The sequence below is a fragment of the Acinetobacter sp. KS-LM10 genome (assembly GCF_036896575.1).
GTDB lineage: Bacteria > Pseudomonadota > Gammaproteobacteria > Pseudomonadales > Moraxellaceae > Acinetobacter > Acinetobacter avistercoris.
On record NZ_CP145906.1, the window covers coordinates 791,517 to 807,455 of the forward strand.

The 15,939-nt window shown below is 36.3% G+C and carries 8 protein-coding genes and 1 pseudogene; 5 read left to right on the forward strand and 4 right to left on the reverse strand.

Features of this window, described 5'->3' with window-relative positions:
* Positions 1-103 precede the first annotated feature (103 nt).
* The 3 genes from V5M36_RS03560 to V5M36_RS03570 are packed head-to-tail and all read left to right on the forward strand — an operon-like array spanning position 104 to position 6,412.
* Positions 104-1,762, forward strand: coding sequence for a poly alpha-glucosyltransferase (locus V5M36_RS03560; protein WP_338562085.1), 1,659 nt, complete (start codon positions 104-106; stop codon positions 1,760-1,762).
* A 25-nt stretch (positions 1,763-1,787) separates the two neighbouring features.
* Positions 1,788-4,988 (forward strand): CapA family protein, encoded by a 3,201-nt coding sequence (locus tag V5M36_RS03565; protein ID WP_338562086.1) that lies wholly within the window; start codon positions 1,788-1,790, stop codon positions 4,986-4,988.
* The gene (locus V5M36_RS03570; protein ID WP_338562088.1) at positions 4,985-6,412 is read left to right on the forward strand and encodes a Mur ligase family protein; all 1,428 of its coding nucleotides are present in this window, start codon (positions 4,985-4,987) and stop codon (positions 6,410-6,412) included. The genes V5M36_RS03565 and V5M36_RS03570 overlap by 4 nt, the downstream gene beginning before the upstream one ends.
* Positions 6,413-6,529: 117 nt before the next feature.
* Here the strand turns inward: V5M36_RS03570 and V5M36_RS03575 are convergent, their stop codons facing one another.
* Positions 6,530-7,150 (reverse strand): LysE family translocator, encoded by a 621-nt coding sequence (locus tag V5M36_RS03575; RefSeq protein ID WP_338562090.1) that lies wholly within the window; start codon positions 7,148-7,150, stop codon positions 6,530-6,532.
* Between the two features lie 256 nt (positions 7,151-7,406).
* Between V5M36_RS03575 and V5M36_RS03580 the strand changes: the two genes are divergently transcribed.
* Positions 7,407-8,273, forward strand: coding sequence for a LysR family transcriptional regulator (locus tag V5M36_RS03580; RefSeq protein WP_338562092.1), 867 nt, complete (start codon positions 7,407-7,409; stop codon positions 8,271-8,273).
* A gap of 193 nt (positions 8,274-8,466) precedes the next feature.
* Here V5M36_RS03580 and V5M36_RS03585 read toward each other — a convergent pair whose 3' ends face one another.
* The 3 genes from V5M36_RS03585 to atzF are packed head-to-tail and all read right to left on the reverse strand — an operon-like array spanning position 8,467 to position 14,633.
* Positions 8,467-9,171 carry a GntR family transcriptional regulator gene (locus tag V5M36_RS03585; protein WP_338562094.1) on the reverse strand — a complete coding sequence of 235 codons (705 nt, stop codon included), beginning with the start codon at positions 9,169-9,171 and terminating at the stop codon, positions 8,467-8,469.
* 7 nt (positions 9,172-9,178) lie between these two features.
* Positions 9,179-12,781, reverse strand: coding sequence for an urea carboxylase (gene uca / locus V5M36_RS03590; RefSeq protein ID WP_338564014.1), 3,603 nt, complete (start codon positions 12,779-12,781; stop codon positions 9,179-9,181).
* A gap of 22 nt (positions 12,782-12,803) precedes the next feature.
* On the reverse strand, positions 12,804-14,633 hold the full coding sequence (atzF, locus tag V5M36_RS03595) for an allophanate hydrolase (RefSeq protein WP_338562096.1): 1,830 nt from the start codon (positions 14,631-14,633) through the stop codon (positions 12,804-12,806).
* A gap of 373 nt (positions 14,634-15,006) precedes the next feature.
* On the opposite strand from atzF, the pseudogene V5M36_RS16025 reads away from it, so the two are divergent.
* Positions 15,007-15,659, forward strand: a pseudogene (locus V5M36_RS16025) (hypothetical protein); the annotation flags it as partial.
* Between the last annotated feature and the right edge of the window lie 280 nt (positions 15,660-15,939).

Consider the following 15,939-nt stretch of genomic DNA (forward strand, 5'->3'; position numbering starts at 1 on the left):
CAAAAAAATACAATATGGAGGGGTTTTTAGATTATCTATTGAAATTCTTTATAGTATGCTGAAAAATATTACGATTTTATTATAATAAAGATATATAAGCGTTATGATTATTAATACTCAAACTAAATTTTTCGCATTTAAAAGTAAATTAACAGATTGGTTGAATTCAAATTTTAATGACGAACAATCAGAAATAAAAGTTGTTTTCTTTTCTTATGGTGGAGTAGATCAAAGATGTCAAGTTTGGAATACTGCAGCGCCGGATCGTAAAACTGTAGTTAATCGGACTTTAAAGTTTGTTGAAAAATTATACGAAAAAAATAGAGCTTTACCTGAATTTTTGAAATTTGATATTGCAGCCAATATAGAAAAAAAATCATGGCAGCAAGTAGATCACGATGTAAATACCCAACCCCATAATAACCATTTTCGTAAAGGTATTAGTTTCGATTCAAATTTTGAAATCTGTTTTTTAGAGCAAGAAATTTACGGTCGCGCGCTTATTCGTGGTGTGGTTTATAATCAGCCTAACTTTTGGGATGAAAAGAATATAAATGATACGGTTAAATTAAAATACCCTAAACTGAATAAAACCTTTGACTTGAAAAACATGTCGGATGTTTGGGTTTTTGATACTGTTGCTGTAATTTATGAAAATGAACAGTTACTTACGTTACAGTCGGGCGGCACGGTAAATGGAGTGCGGCAGGTAGATGCGGATAAAAAATCCCATATTCTCTCTATCATTCAGAAAAATGCTGAATTTTTACATACCGAAATTCAGGATGATGGTCAGTTTGTGTATGGATATTTTCCAGCCTACAATCGACTCATTAAAAGTTATAATACGATAAGACATTGCACATCCGTATACTCTTTAATTGAGACATTTGAAGTCCAGCCTAAACAAGAATATCTACCGAAGATCCAGAAATCGATACAATATGCAATTGATCATTTTTATCGTGAATCGGCTAATAACGTCGCTTATATGATCGATGGAAACGACGAAAAAGCTGAGATCAAACTCGGTGCTAATGCTGCATTTATATTGATGACAACAAAATACCAAGAAATTACAGGTGATGATCAGTATTTGAAACTTGCAGAAAATGTCGCACTTGGCATTAAAACGATGATCAATGAAAATGGCGAAACTCAGCACGTATGGGATTATCCAAGTTTAGAGCTTAAAGATAAATTCCGTATTGTTTATTATGATGGTGAATCAGCTTTAGCCTTATTACGCTTGTATCAAATCAATCATGACGAAACTTTACTTGAAACCGTAAAGTTAATGTTTGAGAATTTTATTACTCAAAAATATGAAAAATATCATGATCACTGGTTGAGTTATTGTGTGAATGAATTAACCAAAATTTGTCCAGAGGAAAAATACTTTCAATTTGGTTTAAATAATTATCTCAAACATATGACATTTATTAAAGAGCGTAAAACCGCGTATGCCACGTTTTTAGAATTGATGATGTCAGCGTATAAAATGGTGAATCGCTTAAAAGAGTTGGGACATGATTCTTTGCTTGATCAAGCCCGTTTTGAAGAGTTAAAAGAACTCATTGAATTACGGACTGAGTATCAGCGGACAGGTTTCTTTTATCCAGAAGTTGCGATGTATATGGGGCATCCAGTTAAAATTTTAAATGCATTTTATGTACGTCATGATCGTTTTAGAACGCGTATCGATGATCAAGAACACAATTTATCGGGTTATGTTGCTTATGTAAATTATTTTGAATCTTAAGAATTATTATAATAGGGATTTGAGCATGCAGTACCAAATTGATAAAAAAATAATCGAGGAATTACTCGATGGGTATTGGTATCTTGAGCCTCCAGAGGAGTGGAAGCTCACGCATGTTTCTGAAAGTCGATATACAGCGCTTGGTAAGCAAACTTTATTTATTGCGATGGATGAAAAAACCTGGCAAAAAGGAACAGGAAATACGGGTATCTACGCGGGTTGGTTAAATACGCATGAGCTAGTTCATGAATATCAGAACTTATTTGGCGGTGTTATTGCGCAGTATCCCATTAAAAGTATTGATTCTAAGATTCCTCAATTTATCACACCAGATCCTTTTCAATTTATTAATCAATTTTCTCAATATATTCGCGAAAGACTAGACAGTAAAATTATTGCGATCACAGGTACTGTTGGAAAAACGAGTACTAAGGATTATTTGAAACAGATCTTGACTCAATTTAGTTCTGTGTACGCAACCAATAAAAACCATAACTCTCGTACTGGCGTTAAATTGACGTTAATCAATGCCATGTCTAATCCAGAATGTGTCATTCTGGAAACAGCAATGTCTGCATTATGGATGAAATCTGGAGGCATCAGCCAGTTATCAAGACCTCATATTGCGGTGATAACAGAAATAGGTGTAGGCCAAAAAGGTTATGATGAGTTTTCGACTGCGGATATGAAAAGTCGCATAGCAAACGGTATTGAAAAAAATGGATTGATCGTGATTAATCGTGACATTACTGTCTATGATCAATTGCTTGAGTATTGTAAGCGCTTTAGTGAAAACATTATCACCTATGGTTTTCATTCTCTTGCAGATGTGAGAGTTAGTGTTTCAAATGGTGTTTTAAATTTAGTTGTTAAGGATCAAGAATATTGTTTTGATATTCCTCAATATCTTGATCGAGGAACGTGTTTAAATTTATCTGCATCTTTAACTGTCGCCTACTCTTTGGGGTATGATTTATCTCAGTGTGAACATTTGTTTAAAAGTTTAGTTTCTAAACCCTCAGTACTTCAACCGATAGAAGTTATTGAAAAAAATATTACGATTATTGACGATACTTATAATGCTGAAAAACTTTCGATGATTAATGCTTTTCAATTTTGTAAGGCGCATTTTGAATATAGACGTAAAATATTGGTTATTGGAGATATCATCAATCTTGAAGATAAATCTATCGAAGTTCATCAGAGTTTAGCTGCCCCAATTATGGAGAATGACTTTAGCTTAGTAGCTACTTTTGGTCAGGATACATTATATTTAAATCAACAACTGCCTGTAGATAAGGTGATAGGACATTTTAAAAATGTCGATGAATGTGTCACTGCACTAACGGCAGTGTGCCGTAAAGACGATGTCATCTTGGTTAAGGGATCACGTCGTAATTCAAAGATTCAAAATATTCCTTTACTACTAAAAAAAGAATTGATCGAACCTTCAAAAAAAATGAAGGAAATATTAAAAGAGTTTTCTTATCGCTTTGAATTTTCTAAAGATGAAGATCAAAAAGGTTTAGAAAATAGCATTCAGTATGGCGTTGGTAGCTTAGTGCTTTTATATTTAGCATTAAAGAAATTCACATTGAAGGAGATTACATTAGATCACTTTTATAGGGTTTCTGAAAACGTAGATAGAGAAGGAAAATCAAATCAATCACTTGGTCTAAAATATGGTGAACAATATTCTTTTTCACAATTAGTACAATACGTTGTTTTTACTCAGAAGGCTGATGCTATTTTAGCTCTAGCTGAGTGTATGTTTGGCAATACCGCAAAAGCACTTGCACAGATTAAACTGGAAGCAAAAGTACTCGGTGTTGATGATCATGAAATCTTAAATGTTACTGGTCGAAATTATAGACAAACAGTTCAGTCAGTTCGTTTAAAATCTTTATTTATACTTTGTAAAGCAATAAGTCAGTTTCCTAAAAAAACACTCAATCTTATAAAAAATAAAACAATACATCATCAAAAAACGATTCAGTTTCCTACGTTGTTTTCACAATTTGATGATCAATTTATTCATCTCTTTATAGGTGATCCTAAGCGTCAGACTTTAATCTGTTTCAACCAGAATTATTTAGGGTTGTTCCACTTTAAAGAAGGAAGTGCAACGCAAGAATATATCCTGCCAAAAACGATGCAATTTGGTCATGAAACGCAAAATTTTAATAAAAAAATTGCCCTTAAAACGCCATTTATTAATATTTTAGCAGATACATATTTTGGTGAATTTTATACACGAATTCGTCAAAGGAAGCAGGTGGATGATGCTTTACAAAAGCATGGATACAACTTTTCATTTCGTAATGTTGAGCAGTTTTTTAAGTTAAATGATTTGAATATGCTGAATCTTGAATGTTGCTTTACTGAATCTTTAATTTCACCCTTAAAATTGATTAAGCCTTTTGTATTAGACGCAAAAGCTGAACATACGCTTAAAGAAATTAAACAAAGAAATTTTCAACTGGTAAATTTAGCCAACAATCATGCTAAAGACTTTGGTAACGAAGGCTTAGTTTATATGCTAGGCCAATTAAAACAGCAAAACATAGACTATATAGGTGCAGGTTTAAATCAGCTTGAGGCTGAACAACCCATTGAATTGAGTTATAAAGATCAGAAAGTCGTAATTTTTAATGGTTATTGGCATCGAATACCAGCTTATTTAGAATTTGATTTTTACGCTCTTGGAAAACAAAGTGGTGTGGCTAGCTTATCTGGATTATTACAGGTCATACAGACCTATAAAAAGCAATTTCCAAATACCAAAATCATTGTCATAGCGCATTGGGGAGTTGATTTCAAACAAGTGCATCCCAAGCAAATTGAAATTGCAGAGCAACTTATTGAATCTGGCGTGGATCTAATTTTAGGTCATGGTGCACATACACTTCAATCCATTTCAACGATTAAACAAAAACCAGTCATCTATAGTATGGGAAATGGCGTATTCAACAGTAACGGCGAATTTACTAAACATCAGGCATTACCTTACGGTTTAATTTCTAAAATCAATTTGAAAGAAAAAACTTTAAACTTATATCCAATCTTAACAAACAATTTAAATACTTTTTGGCAGCCAAGGCCTGTGAATCAAGATGAATTTAATCAAGTTGTAGAGTTTTTTAATCAAGATTTGGTATCGTTATCATTGGTAAAAGGCCAAGATGAATTGGGTTATTTTCTATCCATGGAGATATTTAAAGAATGAATTTAGATCGTTTTTTTAAAATTATTAAATTGGAAAATTCATTAGATTCACACCAATTGGATGTTGAGATACCTAGCTTTGAAATATATCCTGCATATTTAAAGAAAAATAGTATTTATTTTCTTTGGTTATCAGGTGATGATGCCCATCAATCTTTAGCGCTTGCTTTGAGAAAGGGAGCTTATGTGGTAACGAGTGAAATCATATATAAAAATAATCAAAATCCTAAAATTATTTATGTGAAATCGGTTCGTCAAAACTTAAAACAATTGGCAGAGTATCAACGCGAGCATTTTAATGGAGAAGTAATTGCGATCACTGGTAGTGTAGGAAAAAGCTCTGTAAAAAATATGTTATCACAAGTGCTTGCTATGAAGCATATGACTATTTCAACACTTGGTAATGAAAATGCTTGGTTGGGAATTTACTGTACATTGGCAAATATTCGATCTGAAACAAAATATGTTGTTTTGGAAACAGGAGCATCATGTCCTCGCTCACTCTCAGTTCCAATTCAAGTCGTTAAGCCTACAATTTCGGTTTTATTAGACGTAAATTATAGTCATCAAGAAAAATACAATAGTTTTAAGGAGCTTCTAGCAGAGAAAGCAAGTGTTATTGATGCATTGGTTGAAAATGGGAAACTATTTATTGCATTTAATGTGGCACAAAAATTAAACGAACAAGGTTACGTATTTAGAAAAGATATTTCTATGACAACTATAGGTGATTCTGATCATCCTCAAATAGATTATAAAATTTTGAATATAGATATTGATAAAAAGAAAGCAATAACAAATATTTTTTCTGAAACCGCTGAGCAAATTATTTTAAGTCAACCTGATAGAGCCAATGCGATTAATAGCGTTTACACTTGGGCTGTTTTAAAAAGTCTAGGAATGTCTCTACATCAATTTAATACTTTGATTCCATTTTATAAACCTTTACCGCGACGCTTTGAACGATTAAGAATTTGTAATCAGAAAGAAGTTGTTTTTGAACTTATTGATGATACGTATAATTCTTCGCCAATTTCTGTCTTAAGTGCACTACAGTCTTTAGAAAAAAGACAAACAAGACGTAAAATTTTAGTTTTTGGCGATATGTTGGAACTTGGTGAATCAACTCAAGAATTGCATCAAGCCATTTTTGATGATTCAACATTTGATCAATTTGAAAGAATTATACTTGTAGGGTCTGTTTCTCATTTATGTCAAACGAGATTTAAAGCTGATCATTTTCAAAGTATTAAAGAAGCATACGAAGTTTTAAAAGATTATATTCTGAATGGTGACCTTATTTTATTAAAGGCTTCAAACGGTATGAACTTTTATCAATTACGTAAATTGTTTGAGTCTGAAGCTATACATACGTCTTCACTAACACAATGGAATATTGAAGATGAATATCCTGAGTCTATCTAATTTTAATTTCAGTTAATTTATTTTCGTCACATTAGACAATTAGTTTCTTTAACCCTAAGCAAGAAACCTGACTTTCAAAAATCACATCAAAATTTCTTACTTCAAACAATCATTTTATCAAAGATCGAATGATTGAAAGTTTGTGAATAAAAGCGCAATACCCAGAAAACATAAAATAATGCCGATAAAGCGGTTGATCACGATTTGTTTTGTAAGCATTTTCTGGCGTAAGACTAAAGATGAAAATAGAATAGCCACTGATCCAAACCAGAACAAATGAGCAAAGGACATAAACAAGCCATATCCGAATAGGATGGTTTTGGGAGTCATTAAATTAACAATCTGAATATAGGTGCTGATTACGAAGAGCGTGGTTTTAGGATTAAGTGCATTGGTGAGGAAGCCATTTTTTAGAGCAACTAAAGGCTTAATGCGTGTAGTTAATGTCGTCTCAGTAATTGGTTTTTGACTAAAAGTTTTGAAACCTAAATAAATTAGATAAAAGGCTCCAATATACTTAACAATATTTAAAATATTAGGAGTATAAGCCATGACAAAAGTAAGGGCTAATATTGTATAGCACACATGAACGAGTACCCCTAAGGCAATACCGATAGAGGTATAAATTCCAGTTTTTCTTCCATATAAGTAGCTATTTTTAGTCACCACCGCGAAATCAGCTCCTGGGCTGATCACGGCTAAAATAGTGATGAATATAACGGCGATTAATTCAGTCATTTTGATCGTCTTTGAAAGTTATTGATTTGATTTTCTAATTATTTTATGGAAAGTATTTAACGGTCTAAATGTATATACATACGCGATGAATTCATGAAAACCGGTTTTCTGATGTGTTAAAAATGAATGTATTATTTCAAATTTAATTTGTATTTCCATAGGTTGAGTTTTATAAGTAAGTACAGTTGTTATATTTTGCACTTATGCCGAAAATTTAAAATTGAAAAATAAGACTGAGCATTGATAAGTATTTGGAATGATTGAAAAGATTTCTTTGAATGCAATTAAGTTTTTTTATGCAGTAGCGAAATATGGCAGTGTTACGGAGGCAGCAAAAAAACTATTTGTTACGCAAAGTGCTGTGAGTAAGCAAATTTCAAACTTAGAAGAGGTACTTAATATCGCTTTGTTTGATCGTAAAAATAAAAAAATGATTTTGACTGAAAAAGGAGCAGTACTTTATCGTTGTTGTGAAAAACTATTTACTGATTTAAATGAATGTCTGATTGAAATTCGCAAGCAGAATATTGAAAAAAAGCAGCTTATTTTGTCTTGTGAGCCAACCATATCAATAAAATGGCTTATTCCAAGGTTATCTCAGTTTAAGGCGCTTGGGCATGATTTTGATGTGGTTTTAGTGACTGGCGGTGGTGCTATTGATTTTGATAACTCGAATGTGGATATTGCGTTACGTCGTAATGACTTCGATTGGGGCAATCATATTTATAGTGAAAAAATAGCGGATGAATATATTGCAGTGGTCAGAAATACTGTAAAAAAAGATTTAAATGATATTTTAATTTCTACGTCACGGCCTAATTTTTGGTCGAATTTACAAAAGAATAATCGATTAAAAAAAGAATTAAAACACTTTAATAAGATTGAATTAGAACACTTTTATTTATGCTTAGAGGCTTGCTTGGCTGGATTGGGTACTACTGTAATTTCAATGTATATGATCGAACGTGAGCTTGAGTATGGTTTATTTGAAATGATTGTGCCGCCTTATAAGGATGATTCTGCTTATTACTTACTCTCAAATGAACCCTTTGAGAATGATCCTAGAAAGATGATTTTTTTAGAATGGATGAAAGGTGAGATGAAACTCAATATATCTCTCTAATTATTTGGCGCGAATCAAATTTTTAAGCGATAGATATTTGATGATGAAGAATCAGCTACATTTTAGATTAATCATAAGCTCTCTTTCATCAGTTAATTTTACACAACAAATGCGCAATCAGTATTCTCTCATCTTAGTCTTATCCGAGTTGGGTAAGAAGTTTTTACGCATCAATTTATTGCAGCTAAATTACTCATTTTATAGATGATAAAATTTGCATTGGATTTAGCATTGCCAGCGTAATTTTTTTCACCTCATCTCTACTTTGCTGAATGTGTGTTGAAATCATGCTTAAAGCAGCATGGGTTTGCTGTTGCAAAATGGCATTTAAAATCTGCTGATGCTCAATATAGGTCGCTTCAATTCGATTTGATTTTGAAAAATCCAATCGGCGGATAATCCTAATTTTCTCACTGATCTCTTGGTGTAAGTTAGCCATTTCATGATTTCCCGCAGCACGAACAATTGCACAATGAAAATCTTCATCAATATGTGCCATTGTTTTGAGATCTTGAACATAATTGACGGCATCAACTTTCCAAATCCTCATTAAATTTTGTATTTCTTCAATTTCATGACAGGGCAGAAGACTCATTTTTTGAATGGCAAACTGTTCGATCATGATGCGCATTTCATAGAGTTCATCATAGTATTTTAAATTCAACGGTCGGACTGTCCATCCACTACGAAAAGCAACTTCCACATAACCTTCTTGTTGTAGGCGATACAATGCCTGACGTGTGGGTGTGCGACTGACCTCATAAGTTTGTGCAATTTCTGATTCGGTAAATCGTTCACCGGGCATCAGTTTAAAGTCAAAAATGTCATTTTTTATGCGTTGATAAACCAGCTCAGACAAATTGTCTGAGCTTGATCCTACGCGGCTTAATGGCTGCATATTGATTTTATTCCATGTAAACGAGAGGTTCACCACTGTGTACAGTCTGACCTGCTCGACAAATAATGGCTTTTACGATGCCATCATCAGAGGCATATACAGGAAGTTCCATTTTCATGGCTTCAATGATGGCGATGGTTTCACCTTTTTTAACGCGTTGACCTTGCTCAACCAAAACTTTCCAGATATTCCCTGTCATGGATGCATTTAACGCAGAGAATGCGCTGTAATCGGTATGTTCAGGAATCTCATCAACTAAATGCGCTTCTTGATCAAAAGCATCTTTCCACAGTTCAACCTCATTTTTGAAAGCTGCGTTCTGCTGATCTTTAAAAGCAGTAATGCTATCTTTCTCATTTTCAAGGAGGTGTAAATAAACAGCATAGTCAAATTCCGTTTCCTCAATTTTGATCTGTGCTTGTCCATTTTCAAAGTCGGCGCGCCATTGATTTAATTCCGCCTCAGTCACAGGGAAGTATTTGATTTGATCGAAGAAGCGTAAGAACCATTCTTGATCACCAAATTGCTTATTTTTCTTGAACTTATTCCAAATAGGTAAGGTGCGACCAACCAGTTGATAACCACCCGGTGAATCCATCCCGTAAATACACATATACATGCCGCCAATGCCAACTGTACCCTCAGCGGTAAAAGTACGGGCAGGGTTGTATTTTGAACTGAGAAGGCGATGTCGTGGATCAATGGGAACAGCGCAAGGTGCAGTTAAGTACACATCCCCTAAGCCTAAAATTAAATAATTGGCATTAAAAAGAATATCTTTAACGTCATCACGATGTTTTAGACCATTGATCCGTTGGATAAAATCGATATTGTTGGGTAACCAAGGCGCTTTAGCACACACGCTTTCTTGATAACGTTCAACCGCACCCAAAGTTGCACTATCTTCAAATGCCATAGGTAAATGGACAATTCGGGATGGAATTTTAATTTGACTTAAATCACCCATTTGCTGTTCAAGTTCTAATAAGAAGCTGATCAGTTTTGCTTGTGAAATAGTGAGTCCGTCATACTTGATTTGCAGTGAACGTACGCCTGGAGAAAGCTCTAAAATACCTGCAACTTTCGCCGTACGAATGAATTGCATCAATTTATGCACACGTAGACGTAGCGCAAGATCAAGAACATTGTCGCCATATTCAAGCAAAATATAACGATCACCCGCTTGTCGATACACTGTACGTGGTGATAAATCCGTTGCATCCAAGTGGGCTAAAATTGTACTTTGGGGAATCTCGATTGCAGTAGGTAGGGCAAAAGTGTTTGCATTTGAAAAGTTATTAATCTGTTCGATTTGTTGCTGTTCGAGTTGATTGGCTTGCTCAACGCTCATTGGATAAAAACTAATTTTATCGTCAGCTTTGAGTTGACCGACTTTCCATAGTTCTGCTTTGGCGATTGTTACAGGGCAAACAAAACCACCGAGACTTGGACCATCTTTGGCCAAAATCACAGGAAAATCACCAGTGAAGTTGATGGCACCAATGGCATATTCACAATCATGGACATTGGATGGGTGTAAGCCTGCTTCACCCCCATTTTCACGTGCCCAACTTGGTGTCGGGCCAGATAAACGAACTCCTAAGCGGTTTGAGTTGAAATGAACGGTCCATTCTGAGGCAAAAAACTCTTCAATATATTCATGCTTAAAGAAATCAGGTGCGCCATGTGGTCCATAAAGCACACCAATTTTCCATTCTGTGCCATAACTTGGAATGAGGGATTGGGATAATGCTTTAGGTTCGCTCTGAGCGATAGCTAATTGATCAGGTGCTTGTGCAGTGTTGACCATTTTGATCATGTCGCCCGCTCGTAAAACACGACCAGCGTGACCACCAAAATTACCCAGCGCAAAAGTAGAGCGGCTGCCTAAATATTGAGGCACATTCAGGCCATGTCGTACTGCTAAATAACTGCGACAACCTGACTCTACTTGACCCAGCTTTAAGATTTGACCCGCTTGAATGCTGATGGGTTCCCAAAACTTAATGGGTTGATCATCAAGTGTTGCTGAGCTTGGCGCACCGGTTAAAGCCACGATGCTGGCTTGATGGAATTTTAAAGTAGGGCCTTGCAGTGTGAATTCAAAACCTGCAGCCGTCTGATCATTTCCGACAATTTTATTGGCAAGTTGAAATGCATAATCATCCATTGGCCCTGATGGCGGCACGCCAATATCCCAATATCCGACTCGACCTGGATAATCTTGAATTGAACTTTGTGTTCCTGCATTGATCACTTCAATGACATTTGGCACGTAGTCAAAATTGTCCAACATACGTGTCCAGATATTCATATTTTCAAAACGTTCATCCGAGACCACGTTCAAGGCATAGTCTAAGTTGGTGCTAATTCCATTAAGGCGAGTTTGAGCAAGGACAGCTTTGAGTTTAGTGATTGCGGCATGACGATTTTCGGCATGTACAATAATCTTGGCAATCATCGGGTCAAAATATTGTGAAATTTCTGTGCCAGTAGAGACCCATGTGTCAACACGACAGTCTGCTGGAAAATAAACCTCGGTTAAAACTCCTGGGCTTGGCTGGAAGTTTTTGACAGGATCTTCAGCGTAGATGCGGACTTCAATAGCGGCACCTTGCGGTTTGATTGCTTTTAATGCTTCCCAATCCAAAGCATCACCAGCAGCAACTTTTAGCATGCATTCAATTAAGTCTAATCCTGTCACCATTTCAGTGACAGGGTGTTCGACTTGCAAGCGTGTGTTGACCTCAAGAAAATAGAATTCGTCACGAGCTGCGTCATAAATAAACTCGACAGTACCCGCACTGCGATAATTGACTGATTTACCTAACTCAATGGCTGCTTGATGGAGTTTTTGTCGAGTCGCTTCTGGAAGGTTGGCCGCAGGTGTTTCTTCAACCACTTTTTGATTACGACGTTGTAGAGAACAGTCACGTTCACCAAAGGCAACGACTTCACCTTTACCATCACCAAATATTTGTACTTCAACATGACGCGCATGATCGACAAAACGTTCGAGAAATACACCTGAGTCTTTAAAAAATTGTTCGCCTAAGCGTTTGACACTTTCGTAGGCTTCAATCAGCGCTGGTTCATCATCACAGCGCGTTAGGCCAATACCGCCACCACCTGCTGTACTTTTTAGCATGATTGGATAGCCAATATTATGGGCTGATGTTTTTGCTTCATCTATACTTTCGAGTAATGCAGTTCCGGGCGTCATGGGAACTTGGGCAGCAGCAGCCAATTCGCGGGCACGATGTTTTAAACCAAACTCTAAAATTTGCTCAGCGGTGGGTCCCATAAAGGCAATCTGATTGTCTTCACAAGCGCGAGAAAATTTAGCACTTTCAGACAGAAAACCATATCCCGGAAAAATTGCCTCAGCACCCGTATCTTTGGCAGCTTGAATCAGTTTTTCAATGCTTAAATAAGTATCAGCAGGTTTAAGACCTTGTAATGAAACAGAGATATCTGCATCTTTAACGTGTTGAGCATATTGATCACTGTCGGAATAAACAGCAACACTGGTGATACCTAATTTTTTTAAAGTGCGGATAGCACGAACAGCGATTTCACCACGATTGGCAACAAGTACAGTTTTAAACATTTGAATCCCCTTAATTTTATCATTATTCTGCGTTGACTGAAGCGGATGAATTACGCTGTTGAATGTAGGCACGCCAGCCACCAAAGTGACTGATTTCTTCGGCATCATTTAAGCCATAAGGTTCACAAATAAAGCCTTTTACCCAACGACCATCTTCAAGTTCGACATTGCCCATACCCAGAGGCGTGGGTATCTCTGCAACAAACTCACCAAAGCGCGCAGTGGGCACATCCCAAAGTTCCACAATGATTTTTTGACCTGATTCAACGCGTGCTAGCCCAGGTTTTGGCGGTACAGTTCCATTTAAAGCGAAGAGGGCATAGTCGGCAGAAGTCTTTGTGGTTTCGACCCAAACTGCATCACGAGTGGTCAGTTGGAAATTAAGGGGCATTGCACTCAAATGCGCGCCAACCACCGCGACACGGATATGATGCGAAGAAACGAAGGGCGGAGTTGTTGTGAGTGAGATCTTGCGGTCTAGTGCTCCAAGAGGCAGATCAAGATGGGCTTGCCATACTTTGCCAAACTCGACTAAAGCTTGGTCATGCCAAGCATTAGCAATCAATGTAATGCCCGCGGGTAAGCCATCACTTCGAAAACCCGCAGGGAGTGCAAGAGCACTTAAATCGGCCAAGTTGGTAAAGTTGGTATAAGTACCAAAGTGTGAATTATTGCCAATCGGATCTTCTGATATTTCTTGAAGGGTGTGGATGGTCGGAGAGGTCGGTACGATGAGCGCATCAAACTGGTTTAACGTCGTTTGAATTTCGCGGGCTAAATCTTGTTTTCGATATTCAGCGTTATACGCATCGACTGCAGTATATTTGTGGCCTCCCTCTACAATCGTCAAAACGGTAGGGTCAAAAGCATCACGATGTGTTTCTAAAATCTCTGCGACAGCTGCGGTTCGTTCTGCAACCCAAGAACCTTGGTAAAGCTCTGCTGCAAGTTGAGAAAAAACAGAAAAATCAATTTCAGTAATTTTTACATTCAGTTTTTTAAATTCGATTAAAGCACGTTGAAAGGCATCTTTTGACTGTGTATCGCCAAAAAATTCCAGTTGTTTGGGAATGGCAAAATGCAACTGATGAGATAGATTGGCGGGTGCCGTATTTGGATTTTTACGAGAATAACTGTCTTGAATATCATAAGCCTCTACAACATTGGCAACATATTCAGCATCGGCGACGGTTAAGGCAAAAATTGAAATACAGTCAATACTTTTACATGCAGGCATTAAGCCGCGATTGGAAAAACGACCTTTGGTCGGTTTGAGTCCGACAATATTATTAAACCCAGCAGGCACACGACCAGAGCCAGCGGTATCTGTGCCTAACGAAAAAGGAACCAGTCCACGCGCAACAACACTCGCTGAACCAGAACTCGAACCACCACTGACATAATCAGGATTAAAGGTATTGGGTACTGCACCAAACGGTGATCGTGTACCCACTAGGCCTGTTGCAAATTGATCCAAATTGGTTTTACCGACTACAATTGCGCCAGCTTCTTTGAGTAAGTGAACGGTTTGCGCATCTTGATGTGCAATTTCAGTGAGTGATTTACAGGCCGCAGTTGATGCAAACCCCATAACATCAATATTGTCTTTCACTGCAAATGGAATACCGTAGAGGGGTAACTCTTTTTCTAAATCTGCGACTTGAGCGGCTTTATCTTGAAGGGACTTAATCTGTTCTAAGAGTTGGGTTTGAGACGCAATTGAAATCCAGGCAGTATCCTGTCTCGAAAATTGCGCGACATAGTCTACTAAGTCTTCAAGTTGAAAAGTATTCTGTTGATAGCCGAGTTGCCATTCTTTTAATGTTTTTCCTAACAGAGGATTCAAAGTCATTTTGAGTATTCCAACTTGTATACATGATTAGATACTAAAATGCAGAAACTGTGCCAAATATAAAAATTTTTAATTATCAGTATTTTAATTAGATTATTTAATTGTGTTTAAAAAATAAAGAAATATATTTGGTCACTTAGATGGCGCATAAAATGCATGAATGTTTAAAAACAGTGCGCATAGTTCATTCAACATTGAGTTGATACAGATACATTCATTGCTGAAGTCAAAAATGAGAACAAGACCTGTTTGGATCATTTGGTTTTTGAATAAAATCAATTAGATATTTATTCAAAGATAAGTGAGTGTTAGATAATTGATTTAAAAATTCTTGTCATTGCTTAGATATTACGAGCGATGAATGTGAAGTATAACGACATTTGACCCATTGATATTTCGTGTCTCTTTCCAAAAATTAAACTATAATATTATTTATACGCACCATTCTGAAATACACCATCTGCGGAAAATGCTTGTTTGGTTTTCTCTGCTAAGCTTGATGTGTTCGAATGGTGTGCTCTGTCTGTTAACCCTCTCTCTTAACACAGATCCTCAACTTAATAACGTGTAAACACCACCATCGGTCTGCGTGGCTGTTTTGATTTTAAAACATTAAATACGCACGAAACTGTTTGAAAACGACGGATTGATACAATTCGTGAAAGTATGTTGTATACCATTGCCGCCGTTCAAAATGGACGTTCCAATGTTGAATGGTTCTATCTCAACAGCGGGTAACGTAATGTTTGTTGGTAATTCGCAAGACAACTCTAGTTTTGCAATTAAGAGTTGTGCAATTAATAGTTGTGTAATTAAGAGTTGTGCGATACACAGTCGTGTAATCAAGGTGAAAAATGCTGATGAGCTTTGGAAAGCTCGCTTTCCCGCTGCTGGTCAAGCGACACCGATGAATTACAGTACGAATGTTAAATATACGGTTTTCACATATTAGGTGGTCGCGTTTTATTTGCTCCTAAAATGAGTGACTCACTGCTTGCTTATGCTTTACCAGACCAAAATAGTTGAGCTTTTAATTCAGTTTTAAAAATGCCTGATTATTCAGTATTTTTATTCAAATTCAGTTGTATCTATTTCATTTTTTATGTTGCAGAGAAATGCTGTTGATTTGTTGCCAAAGCATCAATTTCAATCAGATCGCACTAAAATATGATGGATTATAGATGACTGATTTTAAGTGCTATTCAGCTCTAATTCTATTCTTTATATCTAATATAGAACAGACATTAATCTAGCTCAAATGGTATTTATAGACTGAATTCATTCAATATTTTATCGAATCATCTGG

Coding starts and splice junctions, on each gene's coding strand:
- V5M36_RS03560 (WP_338562085.1), top strand. CDS start 104: ATGATTATTAATACTCAAACTAAATTTTTCGCATTTAAAAGTAAATTA.
- V5M36_RS03565 (WP_338562086.1), top strand. CDS start 1,788: ATGCAGTACCAAATTGATAAAAAAATAATCGAGGAATTACTCGATGGG.
- V5M36_RS03570 (WP_338562088.1), top strand. CDS start 4,985: ATGAATTTAGATCGTTTTTTTAAAATTATTAAATTGGAAAATTCATTA.
- V5M36_RS03575 (WP_338562090.1), bottom strand. CDS start 7,150: ATGACTGAATTAATCGCCGTTATATTCATCACTATTTTAGCCGTGATC.
- V5M36_RS03580 (WP_338562092.1), top strand. CDS start 7,407: ATGATTGAAAAGATTTCTTTGAATGCAATTAAGTTTTTTTATGCAGTA.
- V5M36_RS03585 (WP_338562094.1), bottom strand. CDS start 9,171: ATGCAGCCATTAAGCCGCGTAGGATCAAGCTCAGACAATTTGTCTGAG.
- uca (WP_338564014.1), bottom strand. CDS start 12,781: ATGTTTAAAACTGTACTTGTTGCCAATCGTGGTGAAATCGCTGTTCGT.
- atzF (WP_338562096.1), bottom strand. CDS start 14,633: ATGACTTTGAATCCTCTGTTAGGAAAAACATTAAAAGAATGGCAACTC.